At 71.7% G+C, this 15,397-nt stretch carries 11 protein-coding genes and 1 pseudogene; 6 read left to right on the forward strand and 6 right to left on the reverse strand.

What is annotated here, in order from left to right; genetic code table 11:
• From ABD858_RS13015 to ABD858_RS13025, 3 genes are all read right to left on the reverse strand, one after another.
• Nucleotides 1–1,524, reverse strand: a complete 1,524-nt coding sequence (locus ABD858_RS13015) for a DUF5719 family protein (protein ID WP_345036828.1) — start codon at nucleotides 1,522–1,524, stop codon at nucleotides 1–3.
• On the reverse strand, nucleotides 1,521–5,120 hold the full coding sequence (locus ABD858_RS13020) for a glycosyltransferase (RefSeq protein ID WP_345036830.1): 3,600 nt from the start codon (nucleotides 5,118–5,120) through the stop codon (nucleotides 1,521–1,523). The genes ABD858_RS13015 and ABD858_RS13020 overlap by 4 nt, the downstream gene beginning before the upstream one ends.
• A gap of 206 nt (nucleotides 5,121–5,326) precedes the next feature.
• Complete coding sequence (locus tag ABD858_RS13025) at nucleotides 5,327–5,590, reverse strand: WhiB family transcriptional regulator (protein WP_017945871.1); 264 nt, start codon at nucleotides 5,588–5,590, stop codon at nucleotides 5,327–5,329.
• Nucleotides 5,591–6,243: 653 nt separating this feature from the next.
• On the opposite strand from ABD858_RS13025, the pseudogene ABD858_RS13030 reads away from it, so the two are divergent.
• From ABD858_RS13030 to ABD858_RS13045, 4 genes and pseudogenes are all read left to right on the forward strand, one after another.
• Nucleotides 6,244–6,444, forward strand: a pseudogene (locus ABD858_RS13030) (cysteine dioxygenase); the annotation flags it as partial.
• Nucleotides 6,430–6,942 (forward strand): cysteine dioxygenase, encoded by a 513-nt coding sequence (locus ABD858_RS36795; protein WP_425586323.1) that lies wholly within the window; start codon nucleotides 6,430–6,432, stop codon nucleotides 6,940–6,942. The pseudogene ABD858_RS13030 and the gene ABD858_RS36795, both read left to right, overlap by 15 nt.
• Before the next feature lie 13 nt (nucleotides 6,943–6,955).
• Nucleotides 6,956–7,912 (forward strand): 2-phospho-L-lactate transferase, encoded by a 957-nt coding sequence (gene cofD / locus ABD858_RS13040; protein ID WP_345036834.1) that lies wholly within the window; start codon nucleotides 6,956–6,958, stop codon nucleotides 7,910–7,912.
• Nucleotides 7,909–9,207 carry a coenzyme F420-0:L-glutamate ligase gene (locus ABD858_RS13045; protein ID WP_345036836.1) on the forward strand — a complete coding sequence of 433 codons (1,299 nt, stop codon included), beginning with the start codon at nucleotides 7,909–7,911 and terminating at the stop codon, nucleotides 9,205–9,207. Before cofD ends, ABD858_RS13045 begins: the two co-directional genes overlap by 4 nt.
• Before the next feature lie 140 nt (nucleotides 9,208–9,347).
• Here ABD858_RS13045 and ABD858_RS13050 read toward each other — a convergent pair whose 3' ends face one another.
• The 3 genes from ABD858_RS13050 to ABD858_RS13060 all read right to left on the reverse strand — a co-directional run bounded on the left by ABD858_RS13050 (nucleotide 9,348) and on the right by ABD858_RS13060 (nucleotide 13,129).
• A complete protein-coding gene (locus tag ABD858_RS13050; protein ID WP_345036838.1) occupies nucleotides 9,348–10,373 on the reverse strand; it encodes a DNA-3-methyladenine glycosylase family protein in 1,026 nt (341 codons plus the stop codon).
• Between the two features lie 80 nt (nucleotides 10,374–10,453).
• On the reverse strand, nucleotides 10,454–11,572 hold the full coding sequence (gene manB / locus ABD858_RS13055; protein WP_345036840.1) for a mannose-1-phosphate guanylyltransferase: 1,119 nt from the start codon (nucleotides 11,570–11,572) through the stop codon (nucleotides 10,454–10,456).
• 102 nt (nucleotides 11,573–11,674) lie between these two features.
• Nucleotides 11,675–13,129, reverse strand: a complete 1,455-nt coding sequence (locus tag ABD858_RS13060) for an N-acetylmuramoyl-L-alanine amidase (protein ID WP_345036842.1) — start codon at nucleotides 13,127–13,129, stop codon at nucleotides 11,675–11,677.
• A 128-nt stretch (nucleotides 13,130–13,257) separates the two neighbouring features.
• Here ABD858_RS13060 and ABD858_RS13065 point away from each other — a divergent pair, with 128 nt between their 5' ends.
• On the forward strand, nucleotides 13,258–14,010 hold the full coding sequence (locus tag ABD858_RS13065) for a TIGR03089 family protein (RefSeq protein WP_345036848.1): 753 nt from the start codon (nucleotides 13,258–13,260) through the stop codon (nucleotides 14,008–14,010).
• Between the two features lie 60 nt (nucleotides 14,011–14,070).
• Nucleotides 14,071–15,252, forward strand: coding sequence for an LCP family protein (locus tag ABD858_RS13070; RefSeq protein WP_345036852.1), 1,182 nt, complete (start codon nucleotides 14,071–14,073; stop codon nucleotides 15,250–15,252).
• Nucleotides 15,253–15,397 lie beyond the last annotated feature (145 nt).

The raw sequence follows: 15,397 nt of genomic DNA on the forward strand, positions 1-15,397 counted from the left end.
TCAGTCGTCCAGGACGGAGACGTCCTGGACCGCCTCGGGCACCACGACCGTGCCCCGGTCGTCCGGCAGCGTCTGCACCGTGAACATCGGGATGCCGTCCTCCGGGATCGCCAGGGTGCGTGCCGCGTGCACCGTGCCGCCCGACTCCGGCTCCACGGTCAGCGCGTACGAACCCTTCAGCCCGGCCGGCACCGGCGGCACCACGGCCAGCGTCGTACCGCCCTTGACCGAGTACGTCTTGACGGCCGGCTCGCCGCCCTCGCTGCCCGCGGAGGCGGTGACCTTGACCTTCACCGTCCCCTCCGGCGCGTACAGCGAGAGCGTGGCGCCCTTCGCGCGGTTGTCGGCCGCGGTCGCCCGCGCCCCCACCGGACCGGTCGCGGGGATGTAGCCGACCTCCTGCTGGTCGCCCTTGCCACGCACCACCCGCAGCGCCGCCACCACCGGGGTGGCGCGCCCGCGCTGCGCGGGGGTGAGGACCAGTGAGCCGGCCTCGCCCCTGGTGAGGTCCTGGAGGTCGACGGACGCGGTCATCCCCGACTTGACGTGCAGGGTCTCGTGACCGGCAGGGGTGATGGTGCCGGTGGGGCCGGCCAGACCGAGCTTGAGATCGGCGTCGTCCGAGCCCGGCGCGTACGCGATCAGGCGTACGGAGGTGGCGTCCGCCGGGATGCCCGGCAGTACCACGTTGCCGGACGGGTCGGCCGAGGCGGGCAGCCAGTCGCTGCCGGCCTTGTCGTCCGCCACCCGCACGACCGCCCCGACACGGCCCGACCGCGTGGTGACGTGGACGGTCAGATCGGCGATCGCTTCCGTGGTGAGGGTGGAGAGCAGCACCGGGACGCTGGACCGGGCCGGGACGGTGACACCCTCCTTGGCCTCGGTCTTCACCTTGCCGTCGGCACCGTAGAGCTCGATGTCGGCGACGGCGGCGGTGTCGTCGGGGTTGGTGAGATGGACATAGTCCTGCCGCTCGGCGGCGGTGCTCGCTCCCGGGAACCAGAAGTTCGTGTCGGGCGCGGTGCAGCTGACGCCGAGCAGACCGCGGGCGCCGCCCACGGAGACCGAGGTGGTCTGCTGGACGGTCCAGCCCGGGGCGAGCCGGCCGTCGGCGGAGCCGACGAGGGCGGGGGCCGTGCCGCCGCTCGCCTCGGCGGTGGCGGGCTTGCCGGGCTCCTTGAGGGTGAGCACGGGTTTGGCGGTCCGGCCTGCCGCGGGCTGCTTCGCCTTCTCACCGTCCCCGGGTGCGGTGACGTCCTTGGTCTGGGCGGCCGTCGGCAGCAGTTGCGCGGTGCCGGCCTTGTCGCCCTCCGCTCCCGCCGGCGTGAACGACGTGTACGTCGTGTCCGCCACCTCGGAGCTGCTCGGCGCCGGGCACAGCAGGCTGGAACGCTCCACGGGCAGCAGGGACGGGGCCTTCGCCTCCGCCACGGCCTCGCCGCCGGGTGCGGTGAGCGCGGCCACTCCGGTGACGGCGGCGAGGGCGGTGGCGGCCGCGACGAGGGAGAGGGTGGTGCGGTTCATCGGTTGCTCCCGTCGGGGCGCTGGTCGGGCTCCTGGCCGTCGGCGTAGGGCTGCTGTCCGTAGGCGTACGGGTCGTAGCCGCCGCCCTGCTGGTACGGGTCGGCGTACTGCTGGTACTGCTGCTCGGCGCCGTACTGGTAGGCAGTGTTCGCGTACGGGTCGGCCGGGTACTGGCCGTACTCCTCGGATGCGGGCGCGGGCGCGTACGCCGGGGCGTCCCACTCCCCGTACATGTGCTGCTGCGGCACATACGGTTCCGCGTCCTGCACCTCGGGCACCTGCACCGGCGCGGCCTCGGCCTCCACCGGCGTGCCCTCGGCCTGCGCCGCCGCGCGCAGCCTGCGCGCCCGGCGTCCCTCGCCCTCGACGGGCTCCGCGGGCACGGCCGCCGGGGCCTCGTCCGCATCCTCGGGCAGGTCGTCGTCGATCTCCCGGCGGCGGCCCGGCAGGGCGAGCACCAGCAGCACGAGCATCAGGGTGACCTGCGTCCAGATCCACGCGGTGTGGGTGAACGGGGCCTGGTAGGTGACGTCGAGCCGGCCGCCTTCCGCGGGCAGCTCGAAGCCCTGGGCCCAGCCGTCCACGGTGGTCTTCTTCAGCTCATGGCCGTCGAGGGTGGCCGTCCAGCCGGGCGCGGCGCGGTCCGCGATCCGCAGGGTGCGCCCGGAGCCACCGGCGGGGATCTTGGTGTGTACCTCGACCGGGTCGGCCGCGACGGGCCGCGGCTCGGCGTCGCCGGAGACGATCGTGACACGCGCGACCTGCTGGTCGACCCGCCACAGGGCGCCGCCGTCGAGCTGACTGAGCCTGGTCAGGCCGGGGGTGGCGTCGAGGACGCGGCTCATCTGGCGCGGTGCTCCGTCGCGTACCAGGACGTACCGGATCGCGTAGCCGCTGAGCTGGTCGGACTGGTCGGCACCGGAGCCCGCGACAAGATTGGCGACGATCTTGCCGAGGCGCGGGTCGGCACCGCCGGCCTCCACGAGTTCGGCGTCACCGAGGCGGCCGCCGGATCCCCGTACCAGCATGTACGAGACACGGGCGGGCGAGCTGCCGCCGAGGATCAGGGTGCGGGCCTGGTCGCGGGTACCGCTCTCCTCGGCGACGAAGGCCGGGACCTGCGCCGGGTCACGCCGCTCCAGCGGGCCGGCGGCGCCGCTGATCATCCAGCCGGCGGCGGCCAGCAGCGGCCCCACCGCGGCGGCCAGCGCGATCAGCACGGCGGCGGGCTGGCGCCAGCCGAAGCCGTGCGCGGCGACGCGGGTGCGGACGCCTTCGGCGCCGAGCGCGGCGGCGGCGAGCAGGGCGATGCCGTAGACGAGGGTGGCGGGGCCGGCCCAGCCGCCCTGCACGTTGTTGGTGAACACAGCCAGGACGAGGGCGACCAGCGCGGTCACCCAGGCCGTACGGATCGCGAACCGGCGTTCCTCGCGCAGCAGCGCGGCCAGCGCCGCCAACACCACGCCGATGAGCAGCAGCCCGCCCGCGGCCTTCGGCCCACCGGGGCTGATGCCGAGCAGGTCGAGCGCGGAGGCCGCCCCGGTGTCGTACTCGGCCCCGGCTTCCCGGAAGAAGCCCGACGGGCCGGTCAGCAGCGTCAGCGACCAGGGTGCGAGGACGAGCATCGGGGTGCCGACGGCGGCGAGGAAACGCAGCGCGTACGCCGTGATGTCGTCGCGCCGCACGGCGAGCACGCCGAGGCCGAGCAGCACCGCGGCCGGCCAGACGACCGGCGTGAAGGCCATGGTGAAGGTGAGAAGAAAGGTGTACGCCCAGGTGGCGCGCCAGCTGCCCCGGGAGGTACCGCTCTGGAATCCGGCCGCGGCCACGCCCGCACGGGCGAGAAGGGGCAGCAGCACCGCGAGGACGGCCGTGCCGAGCCGCCCGGTGGCGAGTGCGCCGGTGACGGCGGGCAGGAAGGCGTACGCGACGCTCGCCCAGGCGCGCAGCAGCCGGGACTCGACGAGCGGCCGGGAGGCGAAGTACGCGGTGAGGCCGGCCAGCGGCACAGAGCAGACCAGCAGGAGGGTCAGTGCGAATCCGGTGGAGCCCAGGAACAGCGCCGAGAGCCCGGCGAGGGCGCCCAGGTACGGCGGTGCGCTCTGGGTGCCGCCGGTGCCGAGCGGATGCCAGGCGCCGGCGTACCGGTCCCACAGGCCGGCGACGTCCGCGGGAGCGGGCAGCAGCGCACCGCCCGCCAACGCGCCGCCGCCGAACAGCTCCCGGCAGGCGACGAGCGAGACGACCAGCAGCAGGGCGAAGAGCACCGGCGCCGGCCGACGAGCGATCCGCTTGAGCCGTGCGAACTGCTCGATCTCCAGATAGTCGGCGTCCTCACCACCGGGGCCGGACTCGACGGCTCCGTGCCGGGAGCCGCCCGAGTCGGCGTCGGAACGGCGGCCGAAGTCGCTGACGGCCTGTTCGACGGTGGCCCGGATCGTCGCTCCGGGCGGCGGGAACAGCGGGCGCAGCTCGCTCGCCGCGACCACTGGCTTACCCCGCCGTTTCCGTTCCGCGAGGATCCGCTCGGGGCGCAGCAGGACGGAGAGCAGACCCCTGATCTCGTCGACGGCCTGGCCGGGCACCTTCCCCACCACATAGGCGAAAGTGCGCAGCAGTGTGCCGAGGATCAGGCGCAGCAGTACGAACGGCAGGGCCGCGCCACGCGTGTTGACGAGCATCGTGTGGACGGCGCCCGCCTTGTCGACGCGGTGCGGGCTCGCGACGGAGCGGCCCACGCAGTCGACGGTGCGGCGCTCGCGCGCGGCCGCTTCGGCGTGTCGCAGTACGGCGCCGGGAGCGACGAGGACACGGTGGCCGGCGGCGTGGGCCCGCCAGCACAGGTCGACGTCGTCGCGCATGAGGGGCAGGTGTCGGTCGAATCCGCCGAGTTGCTCCCACACATCGCGGCGGATGAGCATGCCGGCGGACGACACGGAGAGGACCGAGCGGACCTGGTCGTGCTGGCCCTGGTCCTGCTCGCGGCGGTCGAGGCCGGTCCAGCGGCGTCCGCTGTTGGCGATGGACACGCCGGCTTCGAGGAGCTGCTTGCGGTCGTACCAGCCGCGCAGTTTGGGGCCGACGACGGCGGCGTACGGGTCGGAGTCGGCGACGCGCAGCAGTTCGGCGAGAGCGTCGGGCTCGGGTGCGCTGTCGTCGTGCAGCAGCCACAGCCACTGGACGGGGTCGCCGTGCGGGAGTTCCGGCAGGTCGTAGGCGTCGTCGCGCCAGGTCCTGGTGACCGGGTCCCAGCCGCTGGGCCGCTTGAGGTACGGCAGGTCCTCGGGGGTGAGGACGGGTGCGGTCCGGGCCGCCTCGTCGACGGCGGCGCCGAAACCGGAGCGGCGCGCGAGGTGCAGCACACGGTCGTCGCCGAGCGCTTCGGTGAGGAGCCGGGCGGAGTCGTCGGCGCTGCCGGTGTCGGCGGCGATGACGTACTGCGCGGGGCGCTCCTGGCCGAGCAGTCCGGCGAGCACATCGGGCAGCCAGCGGGCGCCGTCGTGCGACACGAGCACGGCGGTGACGACGTGCCTGGGGAACTCGGGGGGGGTCGCGGCGCCCGCGTACGGGGCCGTCGATGGGCTGTGCACGGACATTGAGGTACGGGCCCTCCGGCCGGGGTCCCGGGGGTCGCCCCCCGGAAGGCTGCTGTGCTGACTGCGATGGACACACGTGCCCCGGTGGGGCGTTGGTGTCTCGGACAGCGCCCCACACTAACGGCTGACACAGCACAGCGGTCCGCCGCCTGTGGACAGCACACAGACGACGGACCGTTCCTCACCTACGGACGTGCACGTTCTGATCAGACGGCGGCCTTCTTCAGGCGGCGCCGCTCACGCTCCGAAAGGCCGCCCCAGATCCCGAACCGCTCGTCGTTGGCGAGGGCGTACTCAAGGCACTCGGAGCGCACTTCGCAGGCGAGGCAGACCTTCTTGGCCTCCCGGGTGGAGCCGCCCTTCTCGGGGAAGAAGGACTCCGGATCGGTCTGGGCGCACAACGCGCGCTCCTGCCAGCCGAGTTCCTCGTCCGCGTCCTCGACCAGCAGTTGTTGGAACAGCTCGGTCATGTGCGCCCCTCGTCTGTCTTTACTTCCCCGTGATGTTGCCGTTACCGATTCCGGCCGAACGACACGAGTGAAATTACAAGTGTGTGGATCCGAGCGAGTCAAGCCGAGATCTGCTATTGGGCCCGGTATTCACTCTGCGGAACCAAGGGTATGCGGAAAGTGTTCATATCGGCAAAAACCATGACACTTGCCACTGGCCTATCCGCACCCCCTCCGGCCGCCGGCGGCTCACCGAGAGGGACGCAACACGTGTTGATCTTGTTGCACTCGACCCCCTCGAAGCGACCCGGATCACATTCAGATCACGAGAGCGCAACGACGTTTGCGGGCGCGGATGTTGCGCCACATCTCCCCGACCGTGACCGCACAAACCTTTCTCCGGGCGCAGCAACCGGATGAGGTGAAACATTGACGCCAAATCGGGCATTGAGTTGACAAGCGGCATCGCGAGCCGGTCTCCTTTAGGGCATGCCAGCGACCGCAGCGCCCGCCACGACCCACACACGTGGGCTCCGTCGCGCTGTCCAGGCCCGCTGTTGCTATTCCAGCTGTTGATGCCGTAGCGCTCCAGCTCTCCCCTCGCTCGCTCCTCCCGCGAGCGATCTGCGACACCCCAGCACTTGATCTTTCTCTGCCGAGGAACCACCGCACCCATGAACAGCGACAGCGACCTCCAGATCGCCGGCGACATCCTCGAGGTCCAGCACCTCCTCCAGCCCGCCCGCGAGCACCCCGCCACCGTGGCCGAATTCGCCGGCCTCGCCCGCTCCATCGCCGCCGACCGGGCGCAGTGGGCCCCTCTCGTCCAGTACGACGCCACGACCCGCTGGTACCACCGGCTGCGCACCGTTCCCCAAGCTCTCGGCTCCTCCCCCAAGCTCTCGGCTCCTCCCCCAAGCTCTCGGCTTCTCCCCCAAGCTCTCGGCTTCTCCCCCAAGCTCTCGGCTTCTCCCCCAAGCTCTCGGCTTCTCCCCCAAGCTCTCGGCTTCTCCCCCAAGCTCTCGGCTTCGCTCGAGCAGGGGGGACCCCCACGAGCAGGGGAGACCCCACTCGGCTACGAGGTCTGGCTGCTCTCCTGGGTCCCCGGCCAGGGCAGCGGACTGCACGACCACGGCCGCTCCTCCGGCGTACTGACCGTCCTGGAAGGTGAGTTGACCGAGCGGACCGAGCGCGGCACACGGACACTGAATGCCGGATCCCAGCGGGTCTTCGCCCCCGGTTACGTCCACGAAGTGCTCAACGACACCCTCGAACCGGCCGTCAGCCTGCACATCTACTATCCGGGCCTGACCCAGATGCCCATGTACAGCGCGCAGTGCGCCCCGGCGGAACGGATGGCCGTCCGCACCTGACAAACTGCTGTGCATGCGCATTGTGGTTCTGGCCGGCGGCATCGGCGGTGCCCGTTTCCTGCGCGGCCTGAAGGCGGCCGCCCCCGACGCGGACATCACGGTCATCGGCAACACAGGTGACGACATCCATTTGTTCGGGCTGAAGGTCTGCCCCGACCTCGACACCGTGATGTACACCCTCGGCGGTGGCATCAACGAAGAGCAGGGCTGGGGGCGTACGGACGAGACCTTCCATGTGAAGGAGGAGCTCGCGGCGTACGGCGTGGGGCCCGAGTGGTTCGGCCTCGGCGACCGGGACTTCGCCACGCACATCGTCAGGACACAGATGCTGGCCGCCGGCTATCCACTGAGCGCGGTCACCGAGGCTCTGTGCGCGCGATGGAAGCCCGGCGTCCGGCTCATCCCCATGACCGACGACCGCGTCGAGACGCATGTCGCGGTCGAGGTCGACGGCGAGCGCAGGGCCATCCACTTCCAGGAGTACTGGGTGAAGCTGCGCGCCTCCGTGGACGCGCACGCCATCGTCCCGGTCGGCGCCGACCGGGCCAAGCCCGCGCCCGGTGTGCTGGAGGCCATCGCCTCCGCCGACGTCATCCTCTTCCCGCCCTCCAACCCCGTCGTCAGCGTCGGCACCGTCCTCGCCGTGCCCGGCATCCGGGAGGCCATCGCCGAGGCGGGCGTACCGGTCGTCGGCCTCTCCCCCATCGTCGGCGACGCGCCGGTGCGCGGCATGGCCGACAAGGTGCTCGCCGCGATCGGCGTCGAGTCGACGGCCGCCGCGGTGGCCGAACACTACGGCTCGGGACTGCTCGACGGCTGGCTCGTCGACACGGTGGACGCCGGCGCGGTGGCCGGTGTCGAAGCGGCCGGCATCCGCTGCAGGGCCGTACCGCTGATGATGACGGACATCGACGCCACCGCCGAGATGGCCCGTCAGGCCCTGGCACTCGCCGAGGAGGTACGGGCGTGAGCACGCCCTCCTTCCGGGTGTGGGCGCTCCCCGGTCTGCCGGAGATCCGCCCCGGGGACGACCTCGCCGAACTGATCGCCGCCACCGAACCCGGCCTGGCGGACGGCGATGTGCTGCTGGTCACCTCCAAGATCGTCAGCAAGGCGGAGGGCCGGATCGTCCAGGCGGACGACCGCGAAACCGCCATCGACGCCGAGACCGTACGGGTCGTGGCGCGGCGCGGCACGCTGCGCATCGTCGAGAACCGGCACGGCCTCGTCATGGCGGCGGCCGGAGTGGACGCCTCCAACACTCCCGCGGGGACCGTGCTGCTGCTTCCGGAGGACCCCGACGCGTCGGCCGCGGCCATCCGGAAGGGACTGCGCGAAACCCTGGGCGTCGACGTCGGCGTAATCGTCACGGACACCTTCGGCCGCCCCTGGCGCAGCGGGCTCACCGATGTCGCGATCGGCGCCGCCGGAGTGCGTGTCCTCGACGACCTGCGCGGAAACACGGACTCGCACGGCAATCCGCTGAACGTCACCGTCGTCGCCACCGCCGACGAACTCGCCGCGGCCGGCGACCTGGTGAAGGGCAAGGCCACCGGCCTCCCGGTCGCCGTGGTCCGCGGGCTGCCGCATGTGGTCGCCGACTCCTCGGAGGGCGCCCGCGCGCTGGTGCGCAACACGGCCGACGACATGTTCCGGCTCGGCACCTCGGAGGCGATCCGGGAAGCGGTGACCCAGCGGCGTACCGTCCGCGCCTTCACCGACGACCCGGTCGACCCCGGCGCCATCCGCCGTGCCGTCGCCGCGGCCGTCACGGCCCCCGCCCCGCACCACACCACGCCGTGGCGGTTCGTACTGGTGGAGTCCGAGTCGGGGCGGACCCGGCTGCTGGACGCGATGCGCAACGCGTGGATCGCCGACCTGCGCGGCGACGGAAAGTCCGAGGAGGCCGTGGCGAGGCGTGTCCGCCGCGGGGACGTACTGCGCAACGCGCCGTATCTGGTGGTGCCGTGCCTGGTCATGGACGGCTCGCACACCTATCCCGACCCGCGCCGCAGCGCCGCCGAGCGCGAGATGTTCGTGGTGGCCATGGGCGCCGGTGTGCAGAACTTCCTGGTCGCGCTGGCCGGTGAACGGCTGGGCTCGGCCTGGGTGTCGTCGACGATGTTCTGCCGGGACGTGGTGCGCGACGCGCTGGACCTCCCGGAGGGCTGGGACCCGATGGGCGCGATCGCGGTGGGCCGCCCGGCGGCTCCCCCGGCCTCGCGGCCGGAACGGGACGCGGAGGCGTTCGTAGAGGTGCGCTGATGCCGAAGGGGGCCACGCAGGGGGTGCTGTCCGGACCCGGGGTTGCCGTTCTCCGCACGGCGGACCGGTGTGTCCGTCCTCGAACTGCCCCAGCTGCCTCCCCCAGGCCAACCAGGACGGAGACCGGCGCACCGCGAGCGTCAGAGACGCCCGATGTCGCCTCGCGGCATCTTCGGCGCGCGTCGAGGCGGCGTGCGGCCGCTGAGCAGGATCAGGCGGGCGGCACGGTGGCGTTGGCCCTCGTACGGCGCCAACAGTTCCAGCATCGCCGCGTCGTCGGTGTCGCGGTCGCCCGTCAGCGCGTAGCCGATGATGCCGGGCAGATGAAGGTCGCCCACGGTCACCGCGTCAGCGGCGCCGTTGGAGCGCTGGAGAGTTTCCGCCGACGTCCAGGGGCCGATGCCGGGAATCAGTTCGAGGCGGCGAGTGGCCTCGGCCAAGTCCATACCGGCCGCCTCCTCCAGTCGGCGGGCGACACGCACCGCGCGCAGGATCGTGGCCGAGCGCTTGGAGTCGACGCCCGCACGGTGCCACTCCCAGGACGGGATGAGGGCCCAGGTACGGGCGTCCGGCATGACGTGCAGAAGGTCACCGGCAGGTCCGGGGGCGGGATCGCCGTACTTCCGTACGAGCAGCCGCCACGCCCGGTACGCCTCGTCGGTGGTGACCTTCTGCTCCAGGACCGACGGGATCAGTGACTCCAGGACCAGCCCGGTGCGGCAGAGGCGAAGCCCGGGCCGACGGCGCAGCGACTCGTGCACCAGGCGGTGGCACGGTGCGAAGGCGTCCGGGTCGTCCTGTGCACCCAGCAGCTCGGGGAGCCGGTCGAGGAGCCACTCCGCGCCCGGTCCCCAGGCCTCGGCCTCGGCCCGGCCGTCACGCAGGGCGACCCGGAGCGTGCCGGGCCCGGCGGGCGTGAGGCCGGCCCGCCAGACCGAGCCGTCGGGTGCCGTACGGAACGTGGGGTCGGCGGGGCCGCGGCGCAGCGGCCCCAGGACGAGGCCGAGGTCGAGGGGACCGGGGGGCGTCCAGGTCCGGCTCCTGGACGCGTTCCCGGCCTGACGCGGAACCCCTGCGGGTACGTGCGTGTACCCGCCCCGCAGAGTCGTGCGAAGCGAGGCGGGGGTCCCCCCGGACGAGCTCTGAGGTGCGAAGCGGCCTGCCACGCCTCCGAGGCTACGGGGTTCGGGGCACCCCCGTGGGCGCCCCGCCCCACCCCGGCCCCGGCACCGGGCCGGCTCGCCCGCTACTGGTCGGACGAGAAGCGCACCGCGCCCGGCGGGAGCATGGCGCCGCACCAGACGCGGATGCCGTCGCGGAGCTCGTTGTCCGGGCCCACCACCGCGCCGTCGCCGATCACCGCGCCTGTGAGGACCGTGCGCGCCCCGATCCGGGCCCCGGCACCGATGAGGGAGTCCGTGATCACCGCGCCGGCCTCGACGATCGCGCCGCCCAGGACCGTACTGCCGTCGATCCGCGCGCCGTCGCCGATGACGGCGCCCTCACCGACGACCGTGCCGCCGGAGAGCTTGGCGTCGGCGGCCACGGAGGCCGTCGGCAGGACCAGGCGGTCGCCGCAGCGGCCCGGTACGGCCGGGGACGGCGCGCGTCCCAGTACGAGGTCGGCGGAGCCGCGGACGAAGGCCTGCGGGGTGCCGAGGTCCAGCCAGTACGTGGAGTCGACCATGCCCTGGAGATGCGCGCCGGAGGCGAGCAGCTCGGGGAAGGTCTCGCGTTCGACGGATACGGGGCGGCCCGTCGGGATGCTGTCGATGACCGAGCGGCGGAAGACGTACGCGCCCGCGTTGATCTGGTCGGTGACGATCTCCTCGGGAGTCTGCGGCTTCTCGAGGAAGGCGGTGACCCGGCCGGTCGGATCGGTGGGGACGAGGCCGAAGGCGCGCGGGTCCTCGACGCGGGTGAGGTGGAGGGAGACGTCCGCGCCACTGGTCTCGTGCATGTCGACGAGCGCACGGATGTCGAGGCCGGTGAGGATGTCGCCGTTGAAGATCAGCACCGGGTCGTCGGGGCCCGAGTGCAGCCGGTCGGCGACATTGCGGATCGCCCCGCCGGTGCCGAGCGGCTCCCGCTCGGTCACGTACTCGATGTGCAGGCCCATCGAGGAACCGTCGCCGAAGTACGGTTCGAAGACCTCGGCGAGGTAGGAGGTGGCGAGCACGATGTGCTCGACACCGGCCGCCCTCGCCCTGGCCAGTTGGTGAGTGAGGAACGGGACGCCCGCCGCGGGGACCATCGGCTTGGGGGTGTGCACCGTGAGCGGGCGCAGCCGGGTGCCCTTGCCTCCGACCAGGAGGATCGCCTCCGGCGATCGAGGCGGTTCAGACGGTTCAGTCCGTTCAGTCAACGTGTTGTCTCGCTTCCTGGTCGGGCCGGCCGGCTGGGGTAAACCCCCAGCGATGGCTGAGGGAGGGCGGCCAGTGTAGGCAGACTGTTCAGTAACTTTCGGTCAGCGACCCTGCAATCTGGCGGAATCGGTCCGGGTTTTGCCGAGCTGTTCGTAGAGGAGCTCCCCCGGACAAGCGGTGGCATACCCATCCTTGTGCCCGGAGATGACATTGAATTTGACGACTGCGCCCTTCGCGTACTTCCCCCCGGCCGACGTCAGGCTCGCCCTGCCTTCCGGATTTCCCCCGTGCAGACCGAGCTTCCAGGCCGTCAGTTCCGAGATGGCATCCACGGTCTCCTGGGACGGACTGGACGAACTGTGCGTTCCGAGGACCGCGATGCCCATGCTGTTGGAGTTGAAACCGAAGGTATGAGCGCCCATGACGGGCTCATCCACGCCTCCCGCGCGCCCTTCGTAGATGTTTCCGCACTTGTCGACGACGAAGTTGTAGCCGATGTCGCGCCAGCCCATGCTCACGACGTGGTAGCGGTAGATACTGCGAAGGACGGACGGTGCCTCCGCACATGTGTAGTCGTTGCCCGAGGCGGTGTGGTGGACGAAGGCCACCTTCACCGAGTTGGTGTAGACGAAGCTCTGCGCGCGGAGCGTCTCGTCGGCTCCCCACCCCTTGCGTGTGATGATGCTCGGCCGCGGCCCGATGAACGGCCCGGTGGCCGGCTGCGCGCCGGGCGCCACTCCGGGACCGCCCCATGAGTCGAGCAGTTCGGCCTGTGTCCGGGCCTTGCTCGCCGCCGGAATCACGGTGGCACCGAGCGGTGCGAGCCGGGCGTTGACGGCGGAACTCGCCGCGTCCCCGGGCGAGAGCAGCGACGCCTTGGGCGTGTCGGCCGGCGCGCCACGGGCCGGCACACTCCGGGCCGATATACCCTCGGCCGACGCACTCCCGGCCGATATACCCTCGGCCGACGCGCTCCCGGCCGGCGCGTCCTTGACAGGCGCGTCCTTGACCGGCTCGACGCCGGGGTCGACGAGGTCGAGGCGCAGCCCTTCGGGCAGCGGGTCACGGGCCACGGCCCGGCCCAGGCCGGCCGGCTGCGGGCGTACCCGCACCTCGACGGCGTCCGACGCGCCGACCCACAGCGGCGCCGTCCCGCCACGGATCGGCCGCGAGCTGCGCTCCGCGGGCCCGGGGTCTGCGGCGTCCTCGTGGGTGTGCGTCTCGACGGACTGCCAGCCCGACCAGGCGCCCGAGTCCATGGCCCGGGTACGCACCTGGACGGTGCCGTGGAGTTCGGCGTTCGCGTCGTCCCAGACCAGGCCGACCAGTGAGAACGGTCTGACTTCGCGGACGGGCAGGCCCACGCCCGGGACCATGGCCCGGTCGGAACCGGCGCCCAGCGATATCAATCGCAGCGACTGGGTGGAGCCGGAGGCGGGTTCTATCGCAGCCGGTCTGGCATCGGCCGCGGTGTAGCGGGCAGAGGCAGCGGCGATCGGGAGCACGAGAGAGGCGGTGCACGCGACGCCGATCGAGGATGCAAGTATGGCACGCATGCCTATGATCCTGGACATAATCAGATAAACCTGTCCATCGGGGAACTGACGCCGCATCGGCCAATCCGGTGTACGTCCCGGAGTCGCACCCCCGCGGGCGCGGCGCCCCGCCGCGTACCCTTACCCGGGTGAACGCCAGCGACCGCACCCCCGCCGACCTGCTGCGATCCGCGCTCGCCGCGGACCCGGCCCGCCCCCTGGTCACCTTCTACGACGACACCACCGGCGAACGCGTCGAGCTGTCGGTGGCCACCTTCGCCAATTGGGTGGCCAAGACCGCCAATCTGCTCCAGGACGACCTCGGCGCCACCCCCGGCGATCGGCTCGCCCTGCTGCTGCCCGCTCACTGGCAGAGCGCCGTCTGGCTGCTCGCCTGCTCCTCCGTGGGCGTCGTCGCGGACGTCCAGGGCGACCCGGCGGCCGCCGATCTCGTGGTGAGCGGCCCCGACACGCTGCCGGCGGCACAGGCCTGCACCGGCGAGCGGGTGGCTCTGGCGTTGCGCCCGCTGGGCGGGCGCTTCCCGCAGCCGCCGGCCGGATTCGCCGACTACGCCGTCGAGGTGCCGAGCCAGGGCGACCGTTTCACTCCGTACGCGCCGGTGGACCCGGACGCGCCCGCACTGGTCGTCGCGGGCCGGGAAATGACAGCCGCACAAGTGGTCGAACAGGCGCGCACCGACGCATCCGAGCTCGACCTGGGCCCCGGTTCGCGGCTGCTGTCGGGGCTGGCATACGACACCTGGCAGGGCCTGTCGTCAGGACTTTTCGCGCCGCTCGCCTCGGGCGGCTCGGTGGTGCTCTGCCGCCATCTGGACCGGCTCCCGCAAGAGGACCTGGACAAACGGATCGAAAGTGAACGGGTCACTCACACCGCCCGGTAATACCGCAAACGGCGCCGAGTCCATACATGATCGACGGTACGCACCGCCGACCCATGAAGGATGGACGCTGACGTGAGCGACAGCGACGACACCGGCTCCACCGGAGGCGACACCTCCGGGGAGCCGCCGGCCAGGCGAGAACGGCACTGGCTGCGCCGGACCGCCCTGGGCGCCTCGGTCGTCGTACTCGCCGCAGCCGGCGCCGGCTGGTGGCTCTACCGCAAGCTCGACTCCAACATCACCACGGACACCAGCGCCGCGGGGGAGCTGTCACGGTACGAGAAGGAGCGTCCGCCCCCGGGCGCGCTGCACGCACGGAACATCCTTGTCATCGGCTCCGACTCGCGCGCGGGGCAGGACGATTCCGAGTACGGACGCAACACGGGGACCCAGCGGTCCGACACCGTGATCCTGCTGCACCTGTCGACACGCCGGAAGAGTGTGACGGCGGTGTCCGTACCGCGCGACCTGATGGTGAGGATCCCCAGCTGCCGCAAGCCCGACGGCACCCGTACCCGGGAGCAACTCGCACAGTTCAACTGGTCTTTCATGTACGGCGGAGCGGCGTGCACGATCCGTACGGTCGAACGGCTGACCGGCATCCGCGTCGATCACCATGTCGTGATCGACTTCCTGGGCTTCAAGCGCATGGTCGACGCGGTGGACGGCGTCGAGATCTGCCTCAAGAAGCCGGTCGACGACCCCGAGGCGCACCTCAGGCTGCCCGCGGGCAGACAGACCCTCAACGGCGAGCAGGCGCTCGGCTACGTACGGGCCCGCAAGTCCCTCGGCGACGGAAGCGACACCCAGCGCATGGACCGCCAGCAGCGGTTCCTCGGCTCACTGGTGTACAAGATGCAGAGCGACGGCGTCCTGCTCAACCCGGCACGGCTCTATCCCGTACTGGACGCGGCAACCAGGTCACTGACCACCGATCCCGGACTGGACTCACTGCGCGACCTCTACAACCTGGTGCGCGACATGCGGAGCATCCCCACGGAGCGGGTGCAGTTCCTGACGGTGCCGCGCCGGCCGTATCCGCAGGACCCGAACCGCGACGAACTCGTCCAGCCGGACGCGGACAAACTCTTCGGTCGGCTGCGCGAGGACACGCCGGTGGCGGTGGCCCCGCCCCGGACCGTCGAACCCGTCAACGACAAACAGGGCGATCCGGACATGCCGAACACCGGCCCGACGCCCACCTTTCCCGGAATCAGCGCCGCCACGGGCACATGCAAGTAAAGCAATGCCAAAGGCACAGTCGGAAGTCGAGGTGGATTGCACAGTATGCCCGGTTGTAAGCACCGTGGAATTTGTCACGGACGTCGCTCAACACGGAACCGGGCAGATAGTGTGACGCGATCCGGCACTTCAGGCATCAGGCCGC

Origin of the sequence: Streptomyces sannanensis (assembly GCF_039536205.1) — a bacterium.
In the GTDB taxonomy this organism is placed as follows: Bacteria; Actinomycetota; Actinomycetes; order Streptomycetales; family Streptomycetaceae; genus Streptomyces; species Streptomyces sannanensis.